At 49.6% G+C, this 23,353-nt stretch carries 19 protein-coding genes; 13 read left to right on the top strand and 6 right to left on the bottom strand.

The window, feature by feature from the left end; genetic code table 11:
• The first annotated feature begins 7 nt into the window (after positions 1 to 7).
• The 7 genes from atpA (at position 8) to mreB (ending at position 7,566) form a co-directional block, all read left to right on the top strand.
• On the top strand, positions 8 to 1,516 hold the full coding sequence (gene atpA, locus KNP91_RS09445) for a F0F1 ATP synthase subunit alpha (protein WP_012371542.1): 1,509 nt from the start codon (positions 8 to 10) through the stop codon (positions 1,514 to 1,516).
• Between the two features lie 57 nt (positions 1,517 to 1,573).
• On the top strand, positions 1,574 to 2,425 hold the full coding sequence (atpG, locus tag KNP91_RS09440) for an ATP synthase F1 subunit gamma (protein WP_012371541.1): 852 nt from the start codon (positions 1,574 to 1,576) through the stop codon (positions 2,423 to 2,425).
• Between the two features lie 35 nt (positions 2,426 to 2,460).
• Positions 2,461 to 3,879 carry a F0F1 ATP synthase subunit beta gene (gene atpD, locus KNP91_RS09435; protein ID WP_012371540.1) on the top strand — a complete coding sequence of 473 codons (1,419 nt, stop codon included), beginning with the start codon at positions 2,461 to 2,463 and terminating at the stop codon, positions 3,877 to 3,879.
• A 26-nt stretch (positions 3,880 to 3,905) separates the two neighbouring features.
• On the top strand, positions 3,906 to 4,319 hold the full coding sequence (locus KNP91_RS09430; protein ID WP_012371539.1) for a F0F1 ATP synthase subunit epsilon: 414 nt from the start codon (positions 3,906 to 3,908) through the stop codon (positions 4,317 to 4,319).
• A 320-nt stretch (positions 4,320 to 4,639) separates the two neighbouring features.
• Positions 4,640 to 4,873, top strand: coding sequence for a DUF1146 family protein (locus tag KNP91_RS09425; RefSeq protein WP_012371538.1), 234 nt, complete (start codon positions 4,640 to 4,642; stop codon positions 4,871 to 4,873).
• 235 nt (positions 4,874 to 5,108) lie between these two features.
• Positions 5,109 to 6,413, top strand: coding sequence for a UDP-N-acetylglucosamine 1-carboxyvinyltransferase (gene murA, locus KNP91_RS09420; protein ID WP_214849864.1), 1,305 nt, complete (start codon positions 5,109 to 5,111; stop codon positions 6,411 to 6,413).
• A 169-nt stretch (positions 6,414 to 6,582) separates the two neighbouring features.
• Positions 6,583 to 7,566, top strand: coding sequence for a rod shape-determining protein MreB (mreB, locus tag KNP91_RS09415; RefSeq protein WP_214849862.1), 984 nt, complete (start codon positions 6,583 to 6,585; stop codon positions 7,564 to 7,566).
• A 324-nt stretch (positions 7,567 to 7,890) separates the two neighbouring features.
• On the opposite strand, the gene KNP91_RS09410 is transcribed toward mreB, so the two are convergent.
• Positions 7,891 to 8,760, bottom strand: a complete 870-nt coding sequence (locus KNP91_RS09410) for a hypothetical protein (RefSeq protein WP_214849860.1) — start codon at positions 8,758 to 8,760, stop codon at positions 7,891 to 7,893.
• 179 nt (positions 8,761 to 8,939) lie between these two features.
• On the opposite strand from KNP91_RS09410, the gene KNP91_RS09405 reads away from it, so the two are divergent.
• Positions 8,940 to 10,136, top strand: a complete 1,197-nt coding sequence (locus KNP91_RS09405) for a multidrug efflux MFS transporter (RefSeq protein WP_214765371.1) — start codon at positions 8,940 to 8,942, stop codon at positions 10,134 to 10,136.
• Positions 10,137 to 10,189: 53 nt separating this feature from the next.
• Here the strand turns inward: KNP91_RS09405 and KNP91_RS09400 are convergent, their stop codons facing one another.
• A complete protein-coding gene (locus KNP91_RS09400) occupies positions 10,190 to 12,694 on the bottom strand; it encodes a sensor domain-containing protein (protein ID WP_214849859.1) in 2,505 nt (834 codons plus the stop codon).
• A gap of 230 nt (positions 12,695 to 12,924) precedes the next feature.
• Between KNP91_RS09400 and KNP91_RS09395 the strand changes: the two genes are divergently transcribed.
• Both KNP91_RS09395 and KNP91_RS09390 read left to right on the top strand, forming a co-directional pair.
• Positions 12,925 to 13,713 (top strand): flagellar hook-basal body protein, encoded by a 789-nt coding sequence (locus tag KNP91_RS09395; RefSeq protein ID WP_214765367.1) that lies wholly within the window; start codon positions 12,925 to 12,927, stop codon positions 13,711 to 13,713.
• Positions 13,714 to 13,728: 15 nt separating this feature from the next.
• A complete protein-coding gene (locus tag KNP91_RS09390; RefSeq protein WP_214765365.1) occupies positions 13,729 to 14,511 on the top strand; it encodes a flagellar hook-basal body protein in 783 nt (260 codons plus the stop codon).
• A 100-nt stretch (positions 14,512 to 14,611) separates the two neighbouring features.
• Here the strand turns inward: KNP91_RS09390 and KNP91_RS09385 are convergent, their stop codons facing one another.
• The gene (locus KNP91_RS09385) at positions 14,612 to 15,475 is read right to left on the bottom strand and encodes an NAD(P)-dependent oxidoreductase (RefSeq protein ID WP_214849858.1); all 864 of its coding nucleotides are present in this window, start codon (positions 15,473 to 15,475) and stop codon (positions 14,612 to 14,614) included.
• Positions 15,476 to 15,582: 107 nt separating this feature from the next.
• A complete protein-coding gene (locus tag KNP91_RS09380; RefSeq protein ID WP_214849857.1) occupies positions 15,583 to 18,126 on the bottom strand; it encodes a HAMP domain-containing sensor histidine kinase in 2,544 nt (847 codons plus the stop codon).
• A 289-nt stretch (positions 18,127 to 18,415) separates the two neighbouring features.
• On the opposite strand from KNP91_RS09380, the gene KNP91_RS09375 reads away from it, so the two are divergent.
• From KNP91_RS09375 to KNP91_RS09365, 3 genes are all read left to right on the top strand, one after another.
• Entirely contained in the window at positions 18,416 to 19,564 is a 1,149-nt protein-coding gene (locus tag KNP91_RS09375) for an AI-2E family transporter (protein WP_251135998.1), read from the top strand.
• Positions 19,565 to 19,637: 73 nt separating this feature from the next.
• Positions 19,638 to 19,961, top strand: a complete 324-nt coding sequence (locus KNP91_RS09370) for a winged helix-turn-helix transcriptional regulator (protein WP_214765361.1) — start codon at positions 19,638 to 19,640, stop codon at positions 19,959 to 19,961.
• 133 nt (positions 19,962 to 20,094) lie between these two features.
• Positions 20,095 to 20,691 (top strand): hypothetical protein, encoded by a 597-nt coding sequence (locus KNP91_RS09365; RefSeq protein WP_214765359.1) that lies wholly within the window; start codon positions 20,095 to 20,097, stop codon positions 20,689 to 20,691.
• A gap of 189 nt (positions 20,692 to 20,880) precedes the next feature.
• Here the strand turns inward: KNP91_RS09365 and KNP91_RS09360 are convergent, their stop codons facing one another.
• Positions 20,881 to 21,657 carry a class F sortase gene (locus KNP91_RS09360; protein WP_251135971.1) on the bottom strand — a complete coding sequence of 259 codons (777 nt, stop codon included), beginning with the start codon at positions 21,655 to 21,657 and terminating at the stop codon, positions 20,881 to 20,883.
• A gap of 86 nt (positions 21,658 to 21,743) precedes the next feature.
• Positions 21,744 to 23,114 (bottom strand): copper amine oxidase, encoded by a 1,371-nt coding sequence (locus KNP91_RS09355; protein ID WP_214849855.1) that lies wholly within the window; start codon positions 23,112 to 23,114, stop codon positions 21,744 to 21,746.
• Positions 23,115 to 23,353 lie beyond the last annotated feature (239 nt).

Here is a 23,353-nt window from a genome sequence, read left to right as displayed (position 1 = left end):
GAAACGCATGAGCATTAGAGCTGAAGAAATCAGCGCCCTGCTTAAAGCGCGTATCGCGCAGTACGGTTCTACGATGGAAGTGAACGAGACAGGTACAGTCATCCAAATCGGTGATGGTATCGCTCGTGCACACGGACTCGACAACGTCATGTCGGGAGAGCTCGTAGAATTCGCTAACGGCACAATGGGCTTGGCGCAAAACTTAGAAGAAGGCAACGTCGGTATCATCATTCTCGGTGACTACCTTGAAATCAAAGAAGGCGACTCTGTTCGCCGTACGGGCCGCATCATGGAAGTACCAACTGGAGACGCACTCCTCGGACGTGTCGTTAACCCGCTCGGTATGCCAATCGATGGTCTGGGTCCAATCGAAACAGAACACTATAACCCAATCGAGCGTAAAGCTTCTGGTGTTATGGCACGTAAATCGGTTCACGAACCGCTTCAGACGGGAATCAAGGCAATCGATGCCCTCGTTCCAATCGGCCGCGGACAACGTGAGTTGATCATCGGTGACCGTCAGACGGGTAAAACGTCGATCGCCATCGATACGATCATCAACCAAAAAGAAGAAAACATGATTTGTATCTACGTCGCAATCGGACAAAAAGAATCAACAGTCCGTGGTGTTGTTGAAACACTCCGTAAAAACGGTGCACTCGATTACACAATCGTCGTTTCGGCAGCAGCTTCACAGCCGGCGCCACTTCTTTACCTCGCACCATTCGCTGGTGTAGCGATGGGTGAACACTTCATGGATCTCGGCAAGCACGTTCTTGTCATCTATGATGATCTTTCGAAACAAGCAGCGGCATACCGTGAGCTTTCGCTTCTTCTGAAGCGTCCACCAGGCCGCGAAGCCTACCCGGGTGATGTCTTCTACCTTCACTCACGTCTCCTTGAGCGTGCGGCGAAATTGAACGACGGACTTGGCGCAGGTAGCTTAACAGCACTTCCGTTCATCGAGACACAAGCGTCGGATATCTCGGCTTACATCCCGACAAACGTTATCTCGATCACGGATGGTCAAATCTTCCTTCAATCGGATCTCTTCTTCTCAGGTGTCCGTCCAGCGATCAACCCGGGTCTCTCGGTATCGCGTGTAGGTGGTTCGGCTCAAGTGAAAGCGATGAAGAAGGTTGCGGGTACGCTCCGTCTTGACCTCGCTTCTTACCGTGAGCTCGAAGCCTTTTCACAGTTCGGATCTGACCTTGATAAAGCGACACAATCGAAGCTTAACCGTGGTGAGCGGACAGTAGAGGTTCTGAAACAGGATCTCAACCAACCGTTGACTGTCGATAAGCAAGTCATCATCATCTATGCCTTGACTCGTGGTCACCTTGATGATGTTGCCGTTTCAGATATTCGTCGTTTTGAAAAGGAACTCAACCTCTGGCTCGATCAAAACCGCAAACAACTTTGCGACGAGATCCGTAAAACAGGTAACCTTCCAGCTGACGAAGAAATCGTTACTGCAATCTCAGAATTTAAGAAAACGTTCCAACCGACAGTCTAAGAGATTTCTCTTAGGCTCGGCGGAACACTCTTGATACTAACAAGGTGGTGAATCGAAATGGCATCGTTGCGCGAGATACAAATGCGGATCAACTCGACGAAAAGTACGAAACAGATCACGAAAGCGATGAACATGGTTTCGGCGTCGAAACTGAACCGCGCTCAAGCACATAGCGCGAAGTTCCAGCCTTACATGCTGAAAATGCAGGAAGTGCTCGGAACCATTGCGAATGGCACGACAGGTGCTAGCCATCCGATGCTCGAAAAACGTCCTGTCAAAAAGACAGGCTATATCGTCATCACATCGGATCGCGGCTTAGCTGGTGCATATAACGCCAACGTGCTGCGTGAAGTCTACCGGGAAATCAATGAAAAGCATACTACGGACAGTTACGTCTTGTTCGTGGTCGGTAAAGTCGGTGTCCAGTTCTTCCGTTCACGCGGAATCACGGTCACGGATGCGATCACAGGACTAAACGATTCTCCTTCGTATGTCGATGTCGCAGAAATCGTGAAGCGTACAGTGAGTGCGTTCACGCTCGGCGAAATCGACGAACTCAAGCTGTGCTACAACCACTTCATGTCTGTCATCAGCCAGGAAGTGAAAGTCGAAACCCTTCTCCCGCTCGGAGAAATCGAAGCTTCGTCTTCGACGACTTATGAGTACGAGCCAAGCGAGGAACAAATCCTGGCTGAACTCCTTCCGCGTTATGCGGAGAGCTTGATTTTCGGTGCGCTTCTTGACGCGAAAGTAGCAGAACATGCGTCACGTATGACAGCAATGCAAAGTGCGACAGATAACGCAGATGACTTGATCGGTCGATTGACTCTCGTCTACAACCGGGCTCGACAAGCTGCAATCACGCAAGAAATCACAGAGATCGTCAGTGGAGCCGCTGCGCAGCAGTAATCCACTCGGCGTAATGATAGCTAGGAGGAAACACGATGAACGAACTCGGTTTAAAAGGCCGCGTCGTCGCGGTCATGGGACCTGTCATCGACGTTAAGTTCGACGGACACTTGCCGAACATCTACAACGCGCTTCGTATTCAATATACGCCGCAAACAGTAGAAGAAGTGGCTATCGACTTGACGCTTGAGGTCGCCTTGCACCTTGGTGACGACGTCGTCCGTACCATTGCGATGGATTCTACGGATGGTGTACGCCGCGGAGTGGAAGTACTGGACACTGGTGCTCCAATCTCGGTACCTGTCGGAGAAGCAACGCTTGGTCGCGTCTTCAACGTACTCGGTAACCCAATTGATGAAAAAGAACTCGATGCAAGCGTGGAACGTCTTCCGATCCACAAAAAAGCACCGACGTTTGATAACCTTTCAACAAAAGTTGAAATCCTCGAAACAGGAATTAAAGTCGTTGACTTACTCGCTCCTTACATCAAGGGTGGTAAGATTGGTCTCTTCGGTGGTGCTGGTGTAGGTAAGACCGTCCTCATCCAGGAATTGATCAACAACATCGCCCAAGAGCACAGCGGTATCTCGGTATTCGCAGGTGTTGGTGAGCGGACGCGTGAAGGTAATGACTTGTACCACGAGATGACGGATTCAGGCGTTATCAAACAAACAGCGATGGTCTTCGGTCAGATGAACGAGCCGCCGGGCGCACGTCTTCGTGTTGCCTTGACTGGTTTGACAATGGCGGAATACTTCCGTGATGAGCAGGGACAAGACGTTCTTCTCTTCGTTGATAACATCTTCCGTTACACACAAGCAGGTTCAGAGGTATCGGCCCTTCTCGGTCGTATGCCATCTGCCGTTGGTTACCAGCCGACACTTGCGACAGAGATGGGTATGCTTCAAGAGCGTATCACGTCAACAAACAAAGGCTCGGTTACATCGATCCAAGCGGTTTATGTACCGGCCGATGACTATACTGACCCGGCTCCTGCAACGACGTTTGCTCACTTAGATGCAACGACGAACCTTGAGCGCCGTCTCTCTGAGATGGGTATCTATCCTGCCGTGGATCCACTTGCTTCTACATCACGTGCCCTTTCACCGGAAATCGTCGGCGAAGAGCATTACGGCGTAGCACGTCAAGTTCAGGAAACACTTCAGCGTTACAAAGAACTTCAAGATATCATCGCGATCCTCGGTATGGACGAGTTGTCTGAAGAAGACAAATTGACTGTACACCGTGCGCGTCGTATCCAGTTCTTCTTGTCGCAGAACTTCCACGTAGCTGAGCAGTTCACAGGACAAAAAGGATCGTACGTCCCAGTTAAGGACACGATCCGCGGCTTCAAAGAAATCCTCGGTGGGAAACACGATGATTTGACGGAAGAAGCATTCCGTCTCGTCGGTCCGATCGAAGATGCGATTGAAAAAGCGAAGACGCTTGTCTAAGTGACAAAGCATAAGGGGGACTTGAGATGAACACACTTCATGTCAATATCGTCACCCCGGATGGCGAAGTGTATGATGGCGATGTCCGTATGGTCGTTGCGAAAACGATATCTGGTGAGATCGGGGTTCTCCCGCACCACGTACCGCTCGTAACACCACTCGACATCAGCATCTTGAAGTTGCGCCACGAAGATGGCGGACGCACGTTGATCGCTATCAGCGGTGGCTTTATGGAAGTGCGCCAGGATACAGTGACAGTTCTTGCTGAAACGGCTGAAGCTGCAGACAAGGTCGATTACGACCGGGCTTCTGCTGCGAAAGTCCGGGCAGAACGTCGCCTCCAGGACACGAAATTATCAGATCTTGAGTTCAAACGCGCTGAGCTTTCATTGAAACGCGCAATCAACCGTCTCAACCTAAAAGAATACGGTCGCGATTGATTCAAGTTAAAGACCCGGTTTCCGTCATGGAAGCCGGGTCTTTTTTTGAGGATAGGTCAATGATTTCCTGCAGGACAACCGTTTTCCCAAATCCATTTGGGGATTCAGGTTTAACAACCCTAAAAAAAGTAAAAGTACAATATATGTGTCCTCTTCACACATTTTTCAATCTTATTATGTGGAATTTTCCATAATCATCTTTTCATAATATATTTTATACGATAAAATAAATTATCTTGTGCCTTTTTGTTTGCGCAATCATTCATTGTATGAAATCATGGTAAGGTTGGAAAAACCTTAACAGAAGAGGTGCAGTAGCAGTGACGTCAATCGGTTTAAGTGCACTAATCAGTATGCTTGTTTATTTAACGGCGATTGTCTTCGCCTGGTGGGCACTCCTTCCGGTCAAATGGGAGAAGTTCCTGCAGCATCCGAAAGGACCACAGGCGGTTGTCTTACGTGTGTTGCTTGCCGTGGCGCTCGGTTCGCTGATCGCCCGCTTTTTGCTCGACTATTCGGGATTCGCACAGCGTCTCCAGTTCTTAGTCGGGTGAACTTGTAACTTCGTTGTAAACCCTAAATCATCAATCTGATTTAGTATGGAACAGGATAGTATTCTTATAATGAAGAAACGTAACCATTGTGAAGCTGAAAAGTCGTGTTGGATTTGGAATGAGAGATCAACTATAGGGTGTTTCTCTTCTATCATGCGTTGGTTTTCAACTATGATGCACACCAATCGCGAATTGAACATAATAGAACAGAAACGAAAGCAGAGGAGTATGAGTAATGGAAAAAATCGTTGTCCGTGGCGGACGTAAATTAGCTGGAACGGTAAAAGTAGAAGGTGCAAAAAACGCAGTCTTGAAAACATTGGTCGCAACATTGCTTGCTTCAGAAGGTACATCGGTCCTTCAAAACGTTCCCCGTTTGGCAGACGTATACACAATCAACAACGTCTTACGGAACCTGAACGCAGAAGTGACATTTGATGCAGAAGCAAACACGGTCTCGGTCAATGCCGAAGCAGAATTGAAAGACGAAGCACCACTTGAATACGTCCGCAAGATGCGTGCGTCGATTCTTGTCATGGGACCACTTCTTGCACGTCTCGGTCGTGCGCGTGTTGCCATGCCGGGCGGCTGTGCAATCGGTTCACGTCCGATTGATCTTCATTTAAAAGGATTCGAAGCAATGGGTGCAAAAACAATCATCGGTAACGGATTCGTTGAAGCACACGTCGACGGTCGTCTGCAAGGTGCGAAAATCTACCTCGACTTCCCGTCAGTCGGTGCGACAGAAAACATCATGATGGCAGCAACACTTGCTGAAGGTACGACAGTCATCGAAAACGTCGCGAAAGAACCTGAAATCGTCGATCTCGCTAACTTCCTCAACGCAATGGGCGCTAAAGTCCGCGGTGCCGGAACAGAGACGATTCGCATTGAAGGTGTGGAAAAACTTCATGGTGGCAACCACTATGTCATTCCGGACCGCATTGAAGCCGGTACATTCATGATTGCAGCGGCAATCACGGAAGGTGACGTTGAAGTCATCGGTGCCGAGCGTGAGCATCTCCGTCCATTGATTTCAAAAATGGAAGAGATGGGTGTTAAAATCTCGGATACAGAAGAAGGCCTCCGTGTCATCGGACCGAAGAAACTCGTTGCGATCGACGTCAAGACAATGCCACACCCTGGTTTCCCGACAGACGTTCAAGCACAAATGATGGCGTTGGTCTTAAAAGCAGAAGGCACATCCGTCATCACGGAAACGGTCTTCGAAAACCGCTTTATGCACGTCGAAGAATTCCGTCGCATGAACGCTGACATCAAGATTGAAGGACGTTCATCGATCATCACGGGCGGTGTACAACTTCAAGGAGCAGAAGTTCTTTCAACAGATCTTCGTTCTGGAGCAGCACTTGTCACGGCAGGATTGATTGCAGAAGGCGAAACACGTGTTGGTGCACTGCATCACATCGACCGCGGATACGTTGATTTCCATCTCAAATTACAAGCACTCGGCGCAGATGTCGAGCGTATTACGGAAGAAACAGTTGCCATCGAAGAGACGGCAGCGGCGAAGCTTTAAGCTATCATTTCATTCCTTTATATTCTTGACGACTTTCTTTTAAAGAAAGTCGTCTCTTTTTGTTTCCCTGTGCTAGAATTGAAAGGTATGTATACATAAATGGGTTAGACGTCCAAACGACGTGCTATATTTTGGAAGAATAGCCAGTGGATAAAGGAGATCACGCGAGATGTTTTTGACAAAGGATATCGGAATTGACCTGGGGACAGCAAATGTCGTCATTCACGTAAAAGGTAAGGGAATTGTACTCGACGAGCCATCGGTCGTCGCGATTGATAAAGCAACAGGAAAAATCCATGCAGTCGGAACGGAAGCCCACCAGATGGTCGGCCGGACACCGGGAAACATCGTCGCGATTCGTCCGTTACGCGATGGTGTAATCGCTGATTTTGAAATGACGGAAGCGATGTTACGTCACTTCATCGATAAAATCGAAGTGAGAAGTATGTTCGGCGGCGTCCGGATGTTGATTTGTACGCCGGCCAGCATCACGACGGTCGAAGCGAAAGCGATTCGTCAAGCCGGTGAAAAATCAGGCGCCAAAACTGTTTTCCTTGAAGTCGAACCAAAAGTTGCCGCCGTCGGAGCAGGCATGGATATCTGGATGCCGGCCGGACACATGGTCATTGACATCGGTGGCGGCACGACGGACGTTGCGGTCCTTTCGATGGGCGATATTGTCTGCGGTGAAACGATCAAAGTCGCCGGAGACCGGTTTGATCATGATATCATCCGTGCGATCAAGGATAACCATAAACTCATCATCGGAGAACGGACGGCCCAAAACGTCAAGATGACGGTCGCGACCGTGTCCGATGAAGGACGTCAAGAAGAGATGGACATTCGGGGTCGTAATCTAGTGACCGGACTCCCGGACAACATCACGATTTCCTCGCAGGAGATGCATGAAGCATTGGCGGAAGCCGCGATGGAAATCGTCGAAGCGACAAAACGTGTCCTTGAGAAAACACCACCGGAACTGGCGGCGGACATTATCGACCGCGGAATCATCCTGACGGGTGGCGGGGCATTACTTGACGGCATCGATCAGTTGCTGGCAAAAGAACTCGGACTTCCGGTCTTGATCGCGGAAGATCCAATGTTATGTGTTGCCCGCGGAACGGGAATCATGCTTGATCATTTAGGAAAATAATCCGCATCAATGCCTGTGTTGGACGTCTCCGCCATCCTCGCTTTCCATGGGCGGAAGGTAAGCCGTGGCATCCCGCACTCCGTGCGGTCATGCCGGGTCTTACCTGTTCCTGACGGAAGCGTTAATCACGCTTCCTTTTCCCATAGGAGTCGAGGATGAACGTCTCCGTCCTCCATCAATCAAAAATGGCCGATCATCCTGTCTTTTCACGGGATTATCGGCCATTTCTATGGGGTTTTTTATTTTTTTACGAAGAAAAAGTGGGTGGTTTCTTTTGATACTGATTCAAAAACGATTCGCATTTCCTTGTGCGCGATATCTTGATTATTGCGTACTGCGCATGAAATCCTGATAGGCATCAAAATCATGATAGACGATGGCGCTTGGCGGCAGGGAACTGTTCATCGTTTGATTAACGAGCTGATTGAGCGCAGTCCGTGTCTTTCCGTAAAAGGTGATGCTTGGTGTTTCCGGCAGTTCCGTGAATTCCAGAGCGTACGACAAACGATGTTGATGACTGGCGGCGTAGAGCGCATCAGTCATCGTAATCGCAGCAAGTCCGTTTCCACCGCTGTAGACGGTCCGGTAACTCATCAAGGTGACTTCATCTGCCAACTCCATCGCCCATTCGCTGAGCGGTTGTCCGGAAGCATCCGGCACGGTATGGAACCAAAACGGCAGAAACAGTTGCAACGGAAGACGTTGCGACGTGCTGACATCGTGAAAAGCTGTCAACAGGCGTTGATAAGAGGCGATGACAGACGCTTGATCCGTTTCCCAGGCCGGTAAGGCGTAAGGTTCGAGATCGACGCTGATGCCATCCGGACGTTCCATCGTTTCTTGCAGATAGACACTGATCCAGGCTAACGGATCTTCGACGTTCGGCCGGTTCGTCGTGCCTTCATTCGTAATCCAGCTCGGCTGACCGAACAAAAAATAGACTTCGATTCCGGCAAGATGGGCTTTTTCAACGAAGGTGCGGTAGAGAGTTCGGTCACCCTCAACAGCGACATGCAGGTAGACACGTTTCATCTGTCTGTTTGCCAGCTGTGTGACTTTCGTTGAAATTTGTTTCGCTTCAGGAATGGACCACATCACGGTGTGACGCGTGACGGCGACGGCTGCTTCAGTTCTAACAGGTAGAAGCGTCGCAGCCATCGTAAGACAAAGCAAACTGAGGATGAAGCGTTTCATATCGTTCACTCCCTTATTGAGTTACCTTATTATCGGTCGTCCGCCGTGTCTTGGATATAAGCCAATAGTCCGGGAGTCCTGAGAATCAGTTCAAATCCTAGACATTTCACTTTGTGAAGTGTATATTAGAAGTTGTTGAATTGAAACGGAATTACCATTAAAAAGGAAGTGATGCCACAATGCCATTGTGGAAAAGAAATTTAGTCGTTGTTTGGATTGGTAGTTTTTTGACGGCTGCCGCGTTAAGTTTAGTTTTACCGTTTTTGCCCTTATTCATTGAAGAACTTGGTGTCCACGGACGCCAGGAAATTACGACCTGGTCCGGCGTAGCGTTTGGTGCGACCTTCCTCGTCGCAGCGATCGTGTCACCGATTTGGGGACGCTTGGCTGATAAAAAAGGACGGAAGTTGATGTTACTGCGGGCAAGCCTCGGGATGTCGATTGTCATGTTCCTGATCAGCTTCGTACAGGATGTCTATCAGCTCGTCTTCTTACGACTTGTCATGGGTGCCGTCTCCGGATTTATCTCTGCCGGAATCACCATGGTTGCCTCACAAACCCCAAAAGAGAAAAGTGGCTGGGCGCTCGGTACATTATCAACCGGTGGGATTGCCGGTGGATTACTTGGACCTCTGATTGGAGGATTCCTTGCCGATATGATTGGGCTTCGACCCGTTTTTCTCTTTACGAGCATTCCGCTCTTCCTGACGTTCCTTGTCACGTATTTCTTCGTCAAAGAGGACTTTGTTCCGTTACAAACGAAGAAAATGGCGTCAGCTAAAGAAATCATCCAATCGTTACGTCATCCGGAACTGATTTTAAGTCTCTTCCTGACGACGTTCCTGATTCAGTTTGCGGCACAATCGATCAGTCCGATTTTATCCCTGTACGTCCGGGAACTCAGTCCCGGTACGGAACGATTGGCCTTGCTGTCCGGTATCGTCGCGTCAGCTCCAGGGATTGCGGCCTTGATTGCCGCGCAGCGGCTCGGCCGGTTATCGGATAAAATCGGGGCGGAACGCGTTTTGTTCTTCGCCTTGCTGATTTTCGCCGCATTCCTGATTCCGCAGGCGTTCGTGACGGATACAAGCCAATTGATCATCTTACGGATGGGAATCGGTTTTGCGACCGCCGCACTGATGCCGTCAGTCCAGGCGCTTCTCCGGAAACATACGCCCGCGAATGCATCGGGCCGGATCTTCGGTTATAACCAGTCGGCGCAGTTCATGGGGAATTTCCTCGGACCACTTGCGGGTGGTCAGATTGCCGGTCACTTCGGTTTTGAAGCGTTGTTCCTGTTCACCGGTTTGATTGTCATTACAAACGCGGTGCTCGAACGGACGCAAACGGCAGTCCTCAGTAAAAAACACTCTTGATGCATACGAAAAAGGCGATTCCGATTCTGCATCGGTATCGCCTTTTTGATGTGTCAGGATAACATAAAGAATTCATCGAGCCTAAGTTGCTCGGATGTCTCGAGCGCCTTCATGATTTGTCCCGATTGAGCCCGGACTTTATAGTCGGCCGAATAATGGAACAGCCCGTTATCGAGTTCGGTCACGGCGAGCGGTTCGATCAGTGTTTTCGGATGGACGATGTCCGTCAATTGAAGCGACAGTTCGATTTGATGATCGACCGGTAAGCGGATCGACGCATAAAAATGAACGGAACGGTTCGTACTGCGGGTGATGAGGATCGGTGAAGCCCCAACGTTGACATCTTTTCCGTTTAACCGTGTGATCGAGATGAGTCCGTGCAGAGACGGCAACGGTTTTTTCGGTGACTTCTTCATTGATTCGACGGGGTGCAGGACACCTTGTTTCAACAGCAGACGTAAGGTGTCGATGCCGACCGGACGGCTGAACAGATAGCCTTGAACGGCGTGGCATTCAAAGTCCCGGAATTGATCGAGCTGGTGCAGTGTCTCGATTCCTTCAGCGACGACCGACAACTGAAATTCTTTTGCCAGGTAGACGATGCTTTTGATGAGCGGAACCGGCTGCTCGTCTTCTTCAAGTCGGGCGACGAACGACCGGTCGAGTTTCAGACTGCTGATCGGATATGTTTGAAGACTGCTCAACGAAGAAACACCGCTTCCGTAGCCGTCGAGAATCAGCTGGATCCCCAACTGGTGAAGCTGTTGCAACGTCTCTTTGACGAACTCACTCTCATGCAACAACACACTTTCCTGAAGCTCGAGTTGCAAGTACCGGGCCGGAACTTGATGGCGGTGCAGACACGTCCGGACCGTGTCGACGAAATCCCGGTGCAGCAGCTGCTTCGAAGACAGATTGATTGAAATCGGGACGACTGGACTTTGTTGTTGCAAAAGGGACTGAATCGTCCGGCAGACCGTCTCGAGAACCCATTCACCGATCGGCAGATAACAATGACCTTCCTCTGACAACGGAATGAAGTCTTGCGGCGGAATCCGTCCCCATTCGGGATGATCCCAACGAATCAAAGCCTCGCATGCCAGAATCTGCCCGCTCCAAATGTCGACTTTTGGTTGATATTCGAGAAACAGCTCATCCTGCTGGATCGCATTCCGCAGACTCTGTTCCAGTTGATGACGGCGGTAAATTTCAAGATCAAGCTGGGACGTATAAAATTCGTAAGCGGGCTGTGCTTTCAGTTTGGCACGGGACAAGGCCCGGCTGGCAGTATGCAACAGCTCGGTAGCCGCCATTTCGTCATGTTGGAATGGACTGAGACCAATCGCGAGCTCGGCCGCCAGTTCATAGCCTTCGATTTGAATCCGGGTCGTGTTCAACGCCAGCAAATCGAGACACATCGCTTTCAGGGCGACTTCATCAAACGGTTGTGTCGACAAGGCGGCATAATGATCACCGGTCAGACGGGCGCAATAGAGGTCCGGTAATGTTTCCGTTAAGTAGCGGCTCGTCTGGCGTAACCATTGATCACCAATATCGTAGCCGATCTGTTCATTGATCCGATGCAACTGATTGAAATCAAGCGATAGAATCGTAAACGGATGGTCGGTCCGGATCAAGTGCTCGACTTCTTCGAGGAATAACGTTCGGTTCGGCAGTCCCGTCACTTGATCGTACAAAGACAGTTTCCGGATATCTTCCTGTTGCTCGAGACTGGTCCGGTCGGACGTACGCTCCATTTCCATTTTACCAGTCGGTTTTACGACAGACTGAAAGAGAAAACTGAACAGCTCCTCGGAACCGTCTTCGGAGCGGAGTCCGTGACAGGACACTTCTTGTGAATAGTCGCGTGTCTGATTCATTCGCAAGGTACAGACGGCAGTCGGTTCTCCGGCCTGAAGGGATGTCAGCTGTTGCTTGAAGCGTGACCGGTCATCAGGATGGATTTCAAGTAAAAATTCATCGTAATCAAGTGAAGCGAGCCGATGTTGCGAGATGTCCAGTAACGAGGCGAAATGAGCCGATAAATTCAGTCGGTCCCGTGTCGCTTCGTATTCCAAAAAAGCCAGACCCGGGAGCGACGCCGTCAGCTGTTCTTTCGCTGACAGCCGGTTATGCTGAAGTCGCAGCTGAATATGCTGGGTGATGTCCCGGGCAATTCCGTAGACACCGATGATGACATGGTTTTGATAGATGGGAATGTTCGTGACATTCATTGTCAGGTGATGACCGTCGTGATGGGCGACTTCTGCCGTGAAGTGGACCGTTTCGCCGCTTAAAGCCCGCTGTTTGATCGGAGCGATTCGCTTTGCTTCAGCCGATGTGATGAACTCACTGAAGTGCTGGTGCTGAAGTTTTTTCCCACCGTAGCCGAGCAACAGGGACAGTTTTTGATTGTAGGAAACAATCTGTCCTTCTAAATTCAAGGTATAGACCGCATCGGGATGGTTTTCGAGAAAGTGTGTCGCATCGACCAGTTGCTTAAAATCCAGGGAGCCGTTGATGAAGGATTCTGTGTTCTTCTTTTTGAAGAAGGGCATGATCTCACCTCATTTAGTGTCGTTATAACTTGATTATAACAATTTATGGGATTTAGACATATCATGTCTGTTGAAAAATAAGCAAATGTTTTTGAACGAATGGGGTAGGCCTTTCGATTCATCTACGCGATTCATTCCCTTATTTTGAAAAAAACATCGAATTTCTAAAAAATTGACCGATATACTTAAGGAACAGAATTGAACAATAAGTCAATGAGGAGCCAACACATATGTTACGAGGAATGTATACGGCGTCTGGTGCGATGCAGGCGTTACAACGGCAGCAAGAGATGTTAAGCAATAACCTGGCCAACGCCCGGACGCCGGGCTTCCGGGCCGATCAGGCGTCCCTCCGGACCTTTCCTGAGATGATGATCCAGCAGTCGGGCGTCAATGAACAATCCGGTGTCCGTTCCCGCGGGACAGTCGGGAAACTCGCGACCGGTGTTTTCATGCAGGCGGCGACACCGAACTTCGCGCTCGGCTCGATTACAGAGACGGGTAATGCGACGGATCTTCAAATCAGTTCGCTTGAAGGAGCGGCTCTGTTTACGATCCGGCATGCCGATCCCGCGACCGGCGAAGAAGAGACACTCTATACGACGAACGGTCAATTCGCCGTCGGACAGGACGGTCTCTTGCGGACGACGGAAAATGATCTCGTCCTCGGTGACGACGGTCAGCCGCTGAACGTCGTGAATGAAGATTTCACCGTCAGTGCAGACGGTGCCGTCACGGATGGAAACGGTCAAGCCATCGGCAACCTCGGTCTGGTCGTCACGAATCAGCCGGAAACGCTTGAGCGGACCGGGAACGGTCTATTCCGGTCACCGGATGCGTTAAATGGCGGTGCCATCAAGGTCGATCAAGGGGTACTCGAACTCGGAAATGTCGAAGTTGAACAGACGATGACAGAGATGAACGCCGGTCTCCGCCAGTTCGAAGCCAATCAGAAAGTCATCCAGGCCTATGACCGGACGGCGGAAAAAGCAGTCTCGGAAATCGGACGCGTCCGTTAATCAAGGAGGAAGTTCATGCAATCACTTTATACATCGGCCAGTACGATGGCTCAGCTTCAAAAGCAGCTCGATACGACCGGACATAACTTGGCGAATGCCAATACGAACGGCTACAAACGGCGGGATTCCCAGTTCAATGAACTGCTCGTCCGGAATCTGAACAATCAACCGGCGGGACTGACGCCGGGACCGCTGACGACACCTGCTGGTCTGCGCCTTGGTGTCGGCGGATACGTCGCTAATGAAGCAACGCGTTTCGCAACCGGGACGTTCCAAAATACCGGACGTAAGCTCGACGCGGCGCTCAGCAATCCGCACCATTTCTTTGGTGTGATTGATGCGGACGGCGTGACGAAGTTTACACGTGACGGTAATTTTGAATTGTCTCCGCAGGCAAACGGACAAGTCCTGTTGACAGATGATGCCGGACGATCGGTCATCAATCAGGCGAACGAACCGATTACATTCCCGGACGATGCGACGTCGATCGAACTGAACAAAGATGGCAACATCACCGGCGTCCTGAACGGGGAACGGCGTGTTCTCGCCCGGATCGGTGTCGCCGATATTCCGAACCATGGTGAATTGACCGATGTCGGAGGCGGTCTCTATACGACGGCAGGACAATACCAGAATGCGACGGGAAATCCGTTGACGGTCGGAACGCTTGAGACCTCGAATGTCGATATGGCGACGGAGATGACGAACCTGACGCAGATTCAGCGGGCGTATCAGTTTAATTCCAAAGCCTTGACGACATCGGACCAGATGATGGGTATCGTGACGTCACTGAAATAAGGATGCAAAGCATCGCGTATATCGACACATCAAAAAGAGGGAGGGGATCGTAAAGATTCCCTCCCTCTTTCGTCTGTGTATTGTCTGAAAAACCAGACGGTCAGTTGTTTTTCAACGAGACGTAAATCGCCGCCATGTCTTCGTCGCCGTGGCCACTTTCCAAGGCATGCTGATACTGCGTCTGTGCTGTCGCTGCCAGTGGCAGGTCGAGCGTCAATCGTTTCGCTTCTTCCGTAATCAAGCCAAGATCCTTTGCCATCAAGCGGAGCGGAAACGCAGGCGGGAACTGTTCGTCCCGGTACATCGTCTGTTTCCCTTGGAAGAGCGGCGTGTTCATTCCGGATGCTCCGATCAGCTGAATCAGCTTCTCTTTGTCGAGTCCGGCCCGTTCGCCGAGCAACAGCGTCTCGGCAACACCTTCCCCGACAAGTGCGAGCAGGAGGTTGATGGCAAGTTTGGCCGAACTCCCTGTTCCATGGGCACCGAAATGAATGCTTTCCTTACCGAGAATCTCGAAATAGGGACGACAGGCGGCAATCGCTTGTTCGTCTCCGCCGAGCAGCAGGACGAGCTGACCGGCTTCCGCGACCCCGACGGATCCGGAGACCGGTGCTTCAAGATACGTCGCGCCGGCCTGTTCGATCTGTTTCGCAAAGTCGATTGATTGTTCCGGTGAGATCGTACTCAAGTTGACAAGCGTTTTCCCCGACAGCTCACTTGTCAGCAGCCCGTCTTCCTGTTCGAAGATGGCCATGATGGCAGGGCCATCCGCAAGCATCAGAAAGATGATATCCGATTGCTCGACGACGGCACGGGGGGATTCCAGTGCAACAGCCCCTTCCTTGACGAGAGAAGCCGTCTTCTCGACCGTCCGGTTATATACGTTAAGTAGATGCCCGGCTCGTCTGAGACGTAACGCCATCGGCACCCCCATATGACCTAATCCAATCCAACCTAATGCCATGTCTAAAACTCCCTTCGTTTTTCAGCTATTCTCCTAATACCCGTCCTGCCGTAGTCCGTAACCTGACAAAAAAACGTGCCCTTGTCGAATGACAAAGGCACGTCAGTTTATTCTTCATACGTGAGGATGGTCGAGATGACCGCAATCGGGAAGCGGATCGTAAACGTCGATCCGGCACCGATCGTCGACTCGACATCAATCGTCCCGTTATGGTGCTTGACGATTTCCTTACAAATCGACAGGCCAAGTCCGGTTCCACCGATTTTCCGCGTTTCTGAATTGTCGACCCGGTAAAACTTATCGAACAACTTCGACATCGCTTCTTGGGGAATACCGATTCCTTGGTCACGAATCGTGATTTCCGCAAAGCCGTCGTGGTTTTCGATACGAATCGCGACGTTGCCGCCATCCGGTGAATATTTGATTGCATTGCTGAGCAGGTTGTTCAGCAACTGTTTGATTTTTTCCGCATCGGCATCAATCATGATCGGTCCGACAGCTTCAAACGACAATTCGTGTGTCGTATGGGAAGCATCATGGAAGTCGATCAATTCTGCTGCCAGCTGAACGAGGTCAAACGTCGCCATCTGATAACGTTGTTCGCTTGATTCCATCCGCTGGACATCGAGGAAATCATTGACGAGTGTCGTCAGGCGTCCCGTTTCCGAGTGGATCGTCGTCAAGTACTTGCGTTGTTTCGGCGGATCGATTTCCCGGTTCAGCATCAGTTCCGTAAAACCGTAAATCGAGGACAACGGTGTCCGCAGTTCATGCGAGACCGTCGAGACGAACTCTTCTTTCATCCGGTCCGCTTCCGTCTCTTTCGTGACGTCGCGTAAGACAAGCATCGTGCCGACCCAGACCTGATTGATCTGGATTTTTTCCGCATAAATCTGGATGTAGGCACTGTGTGAACGGATCGAGACGAGAAGACTGTCTTTCGGCAGATTCTGTTCCACGATTTGTTCGATATACTGCTCGAACGGTTCCGGTTCATCGATGATGGCGGAGAGTGCCGACATCGCCTGGCGGAACGAGGACAGATTACTGTCGTCCTGGTATTCCGTCTGGACTTCCGGGAACAGTTTCATCAACGGTTCGTTGACAAGAAGTTCGTCGGATTCGTGTTCGATGTAGACGACGGCTTCCCGGATCGAGTTCAGGAGTTGGCCGGTCTTATTTTTCTCGTGCATCATCTTCTCATAAATTCCCATCCGCATCAGTGAAAGGGACAACTGGTGCGAGAACGACAGGATGTCACCCATCTGTTCCGGTGTGAACGCATCCCGGTACCGGACGAGGTAGACGCAGGCGATGATCTGTTCTTCGTTCGGATCAAGGATCGGCACGGCAACCTCATACATATAGTACGGATACGGCAACGGACTGTCATGAGCAACTTGTTTTGACGAATGGACCGGTCGTTTTAAGACGCGGGCCCGGTGGAACAACGATTGATCGTCCTTGACGAGCTGACCGACCATCTCTTCCGTCATCCCGTACTCAATCGTCGAGCGGACGTCATGCTGATCGAGGAACAGCAGGGCACCGATTTCTGAGTGGGTGATGGCGACAAGTTTTTCGATGATTTCCGGATACGCCGTCAACGTCTCGCGTGACGCGAGGGTCTCCGTCAGTTCATTGCGGTATTTCAGATGCTGTTCGCTGCGTAACGTGATTTCGAGTGCTTCTTCGAGCTCTTCCTGTTGTGCCTGCAACTCTTCCTGCTGGGCGACAAGCTCTTCCTGTTGCGCTTGTAACTCTTCGTTTTTCGCCAGCATATGGACTTTATTGTCGGCGATCGACGTCGCCATCCGGTTAAAGGATGTCGTTAAGATATACAGCTCATCCTGACGTTTTGGTAATGGAATCGTGTTGATGTCCTCTCCGCTTGCGAGCAGGGCACTGTCACGGGATAACGTGTTGACCTGCTTCGTCACCCGGCTGATGAACGGTCGCACGAGCAGTAACAGGATGATGATCAGGACGACGAGATTCGACAGCCAGATGAACTGAGCGACCCGCATCTCACCGAGCAGGTCCGTTTTCGCTTCCGTCTCTTTGTTTTGAATCAACGTCAAGTAGTCCGTGAGTAACGTATCGATGCCGGCTGCATCCGTATCTGTCGTCAATTGACTGTTTGAGCCTTTTAACGTGCCGTTTTCATTAAATAAATTTTCACCGTTCGACAAGGAAGCAAGGGTTTTCGGATCAAGGAATGTTTCGTCGATCGATCCGTCTGTCTTACCGGCGACGTATTCTGTCAACAATGGAAGGGCGGTCCCGAAGTAATCATCATAAAGTGTCCGGGTGGCGACCGCATATTCCTTTCCTTGTTCGTAAATGGCATTTTTTTCGAACCAGGTCGTCAAACGATTGATTTCCCGCTGATTCGCTTTGATCGTATCGAGTATTTCTGGTGTACCGAACAGCACATACGATTTCACATTGCTCTGCACAAGTGTCCATTCGTTGGCTAATGTATTGGCATTCGTTCGGCGTTCCCGTAAATCATCGAACGTGGCATTCGTCTGGTCGATCTTTCGTTCCGTATAAGTATAGACGATCGCTGACGTCAGACTGAGCGCGATGAAAACCATATAAAAGGCAAACATCAATTGGCGACCAATTTTTTGATTAATCCATTTCACTTGTTTATCCTCCGTATTCTGTTTTGTAGGTTCAAAAAATTAATCCAATATTTTTATATTACTTAATCAAATAGGTATCCATCAAACTTTAACACGCAAAGATGCAAAAAAGATATTTTAATTACTAGATTTATCACCGGAACGAATGGGAAGCAACTTCACAAACACTTTTGAATGAATGCTTCTTCAACTATTTTTTGAAAATAAGGATTAGAAGCGTCGGGATAAAGGGAATCTAATGAAGGAGAAGTCCTCATTTTAATCATAAGGAAGTGACAAGGTGCAAAAGATGTTCGAAAACAAATGGTACCGCGGTGCCTGGTGGATCATGACGCTGCTGATTATCGTCTGGATTGGTAATCATGTGACGTTCTTGTTCCGGCCGATTGCGATTTTACTGCAGATGGTCGTTCCGCCGCTCGCAATTGCCGGTATTCTGTATTATGTCCTGCTACCGATTGTCGAGCTGCTCGAGAAGAAGATGAAACGGCGCCCGGCCGTCATTCTCGTTTTGCTCGGACTCGTCAGTATTTTGACGGCGCTCGGGTTCATCTTCGGTCCGATGCTATCGGATCAGATTACGGAATTCGTCAATTCGATTCCGACACTCGCTTCCCAGTTCCAGCGTCAGCTGATTGATGTCCGGGATCAACTTGAAAACAGTGCTTTCTTCTCCCGGTTCCTCAGCGGACAGGATGATCTGTTTAATAAGTTTTCCGGAAATGTTTCGGAGTATGCCTCGACCTTCCTGAAAAACATCGGAACCGGTGTCGGCGGGTTCGTCAGTGTCATCACGACAACGGTCGTGACAATCGTCATCATCCCGATCATGTTGATCTACATGTTGCTTGACGGGGATAAGCTGAAAGGCAATCTCGTTAAGATGATGCCGTTTGAGTACCATAAAGAAACAAAAAAAATTTTGCATGACGTCCATTTGACGATCATGAGTTACATCCGCGGCCAGGTCATCGTCAGTATCGGGGTCGGAATCATCGCTTATATCGGTTACTTGATCATCGGTATCGATTACGCGCTGTTACTCGCTTTGTTTGCGACGTTGACGAACATCATTCCGTTCCTTGGACCGGTCATCGGCGTTGTTCCGGCACTGATCGTCGGATTCATCCAGGATCCGATTCTTGCCGTCTACGCCGTCATCGTCATGACGGTCGCACAACAGATTGATTCGCACATTATGTCGCCGCTCGTTCAAGGGAAGACGCTGGATGTCCACCCGTTGACGATCATCATCGTCCTGCTCGTTGCCGGAAACATTGCTGGATTCTTTGGTGTCCTGCTCGGTGTTCCGTTCTACGCCGTCATGAAGGTCGTCATCCTGAACATCCGTCGTCTGTATCACCTGCGGTCGCAAAAGAAGATGGTCATCGCAGAAGACGAGAAGACGTTTAATACGATCGTGACGACAAAAGACTGACTTTTGAATTTTGCTGGCAATTCCGTCATACTGAGAACGTAGTCGATTGTGTCACGAAAGGGGTATGTGTCAGATGGATCAACGTCACGTGGAAGAACAGGCTGATTTATTGGCCCTCCAAAAGTTTCAGCACAATTTCGAAAATAGTCTCAAGTCGAGTGTCATCTATATCCTGCGGGATGGAGCGTTGACGATCGGGGAGATTGAACAGCGTCTCGATCAGTCACATGGTCAGATCCTTGAGCAGTTGCAGGAACTGATTGAAGACGGACTCGTCTTACAGCAGATGTCGGAAAAAGTCCACGGACTCGCGTATTCCTTGACGGGACCGGCGGAAGAACTCGTTCGTCAGTTCAAGGAATCGATTGCCTGGAGTAAACAACATATTACGTATTAAGGAAGTCCGCCCTCGAGCAGTTGCTCGGGGGTTTTTCGTTATTATAATTGTGAAAAAATGTATAATTATTGAATCGAAAACGACATAATGAAAGCAAGAGTAATGACGTCAGAGTGGGAGAGAAGGAATCGGAGTGAAAAAAACAATCCTATTGTATGTCCTGATACCGGTATGCATCATTTTTGTCATCGTCAAGTGGATTATTCCCGTCGTCGGGTGGGGAGCAGACTCTGAACCGGTCAAGGCGAATCCGATTCCCATCATGCAAAAATGGGATGAAGGTCAATTGAAACAATTTGATCGGGAAAACCGGGTCGGGACCCGGTATACACTCGGTGGACTGGAAGTCGAGACGTTAGCGATGCAACGGCGGGAGACAGTCCGGACGACACCATTGTTGCGGGTGCTGGTCTCAAAAGAAAAACTGGTTCAGGTCGGAACCGGAACAAATCGGTTACTGGCTTTGACCGTCACGATTCAAAATCAATCGGACGATCCGATTGAAATATCGAACAAACTCGGAGAGTATGAAACGAATGGTAAAAGAACTGCCGTTTTACATGAGAAACATCCGCTTGTCGGCACGTACCGGGCAGGAGAAGAACGGACAGGCGTTTTATTCATCAAAACAGAGCAGAAAGAACTGACGGCAGGACATCTTGATTTACTGTACCAAACACAATCAGGTGAAAAACAACTGCGTGTTTCGTTGAATCAACAAAAAAACTGACCGGCTCCTATGTATTGGAGTCGGTCAGTCGGATTATTTTTGAACGGCACTGAACGCTTCTTCGGATTCAATTCCGGCTTTGTTGACAGCCGTGATGATGAAACGTCCGGTTGTATCTTGCGGTAACGGGAAGGCTTTTCGTTCGATTGATTCCGTCGAACCAAGTTTTTTCCGTTTTCCGTCTTGTTCCTAATAGATGTTATACGTGACGACCTCATCATCAGTCGAGGCATACCAGTTCACGAATCCACCTGAGACACGGACATTTGTCGCTGGTTTTGGCGGCGTTTTGACCGGGTCAGATGCCTTTTGATCCAGTTCCGTGAAGACGACGAGACGGTTGTCGTATGTGCCTTCATTTTCATCATACGTCCCGATACACGTGATCAAGTTCAGGTTTCGCTGATCAGAAGCACCAAAGATTTTTTCTAGCGGTGCATCGAGGTGACCATATTCGACCAGTTTTTTGACACGGAAGACAAGATTACGTCCCGATTCATCCTTGATTTTGATGGTATCGCCTTTTTTGAGTTCGTGCAGCTGGTAAAAGACGGCCGGACCGGTTTTGGTGTCCGTATGACCGTCGATGACGGCATTTCCGACGTCACCGGGACGGGGTCCGAACTTATACCACCCGACTTGTTGTTCATTTTTCGGCGTTCCCATGGCACCTTTTTTATCGAGACCGACTTGTTCAATATTCGTTTTGACCTTGAGCGAATCAATTGTCAACGTTTTCGGCAATTCGACCTGGTTCGTCGACAGACTCTTGAATTCTTTTTTAAAGATTTCAGATGGTTTGAGTGGATCTTCCTTTGTCTCGGAAGATGCCGCAGATTCAGTTTTTGTATCGCCTTGCGTAATATTCGTTTCCGGTTCCTTCGTGTTTCCGATCAGTAGAAAAATTAACGTACCGATTGAAACGAGCATCAACAGGATGCTGACCGGTAATAACCATTTTTTCAAGACACGTCACTCCTTTCCGAGACAAAGCCTCTTACACAGAAAAAGGATAGTGCCGAGGCGCTATCCTTTTTAGTATACCCGAAATCTTATGCGTTTTGACGTTTGCGTGCGAGGACGATTCCGGCTGCACCGAGTGCAAGACCGAAGAGCGCGATCGCACCTGTTGTACCTGCTGTATTGTTGTCGCTCATGCCGCCGTTACCTGTGTTCGGCATTGAACCTGGTGTACCATCCATGAATTTCTCAGGTGATTGTTTGACGATCGCTTCACCGAGGTTTTCACCGACGCCGTACATGTAAGCATACGACTCACGGAACGTGTCAGCTGATCCTTTGTAGTCGCCTTCGACATACTGCATGAACGTATCTTGGACGTATGTTTCATGACCAGAGACCGCTTCTTGTGCTGCTTTTGTCGGAAGGTTCTCTTCTGTTGCTGCGCCAAGGAACGCACCGAAGTCATTCGAGAACATTTTGAGCATGTCTTGCGCATCACCCATCAATTTCTTGTCGTCGTTGATGGCTGCTGTGACGAGGTTCGCTTGCGCTTCAATGTGGTTTTTCGTCCAGACTTGCTCGAACTGATCCGCACCTGCTTGACCGTAAACCGATTTCATAGCGGCTTTGAAGTCAGCTGTGTGCATGTCTTCTGCCCAGTTCGCTGCATCGTAGTCTTTCGCTTGATCGACGCCCGCTGTCATGCTGATGTTGGCAAGTGCCACGTGTTCAGCTGCGAGGCTGTTGAGTGTTGACCGGAGGTCAGCTGCTTTTGTGTCTGCTTTCGTGTTGTCGAACTTCTCAGGCATTTGTGTTGTGATCGCGACGGAGAGTGCTTTTGAGATATCATACATGCGGCTGTAACCTTCACGGAACGTGTTGTACGATCCTTCGTAGTCACCGGCTGCATATTGTTGGAATGTTTTATAGACGTCTGCTTCATGAGCACGGAGAACTTCTTCCGCTGCTGCCTTCGGCAGTTTACCTTCCGTTGCTGTGTCGAGGAAGCTCGAGAGATCTTGAACGAACTCTTCTGTTTCTGCTTTCGACGCGTTGATGCCGTCCTGGTCATCGGCTTTTACGGCTTTGACGAGATCCGTTGTGTATTTGTTGTGGGCCACGAAGATTTTTTCGAATTGTTTTGCACCTTCGTCGCCGTAGACAGAAGCGATTGCCGGTGTCATGTCGAGTGCGTTCTGTTTCAGTGCCGCTTCATAATACTGAGCATCTTTTGATCCGTCATATTGTTTTTTCATGTCCATGACGGCAAGCACGAAGTGCTCCGAGAGTAACTGATCGAGTGTTGCACGGAGGTCAGCGGCTTTTGTTTTGACCGTGACATTCTTCGCGCTCTCCTCATGTTTCATGTCGTCTCCGCCACCGGAAGCGAATGCTGCCGTTCCTGGTAATACGAGTGCTGCTGCCATGGCTGTTGCTGCGAATTTTTTCGTGTTTTTCATCTTGTCTCATCCTCTCAAATTTGGGTGTTGTTTTTGTATATTTGGTAGTTGTTGTCTGCATCGTTCTGAACAGCATACGCACCCGGATTTTGTTTGGATTGAAAAAATTGAAAAATTTTTTTAAAAAAGACCGTATGGTTCTGTTTCTTCCTTATATATAAAATGCAGAACTTTTTTTACAAGTTCACGGTTTGTGCATGTTACACTTAAAAAAAGAACCGTTTTGTAGCTGAACTGCA

The organism is Exiguobacterium sp. s138 (assembly GCF_018618775.1).
Classification (GTDB): domain Bacteria; phylum Bacillota; class Bacilli; order Exiguobacteriales; family Exiguobacteriaceae; genus Exiguobacterium_A; species Exiguobacterium_A artemiae.
This window is presented reverse-complemented; position numbering and strand designations above follow the sequence as displayed.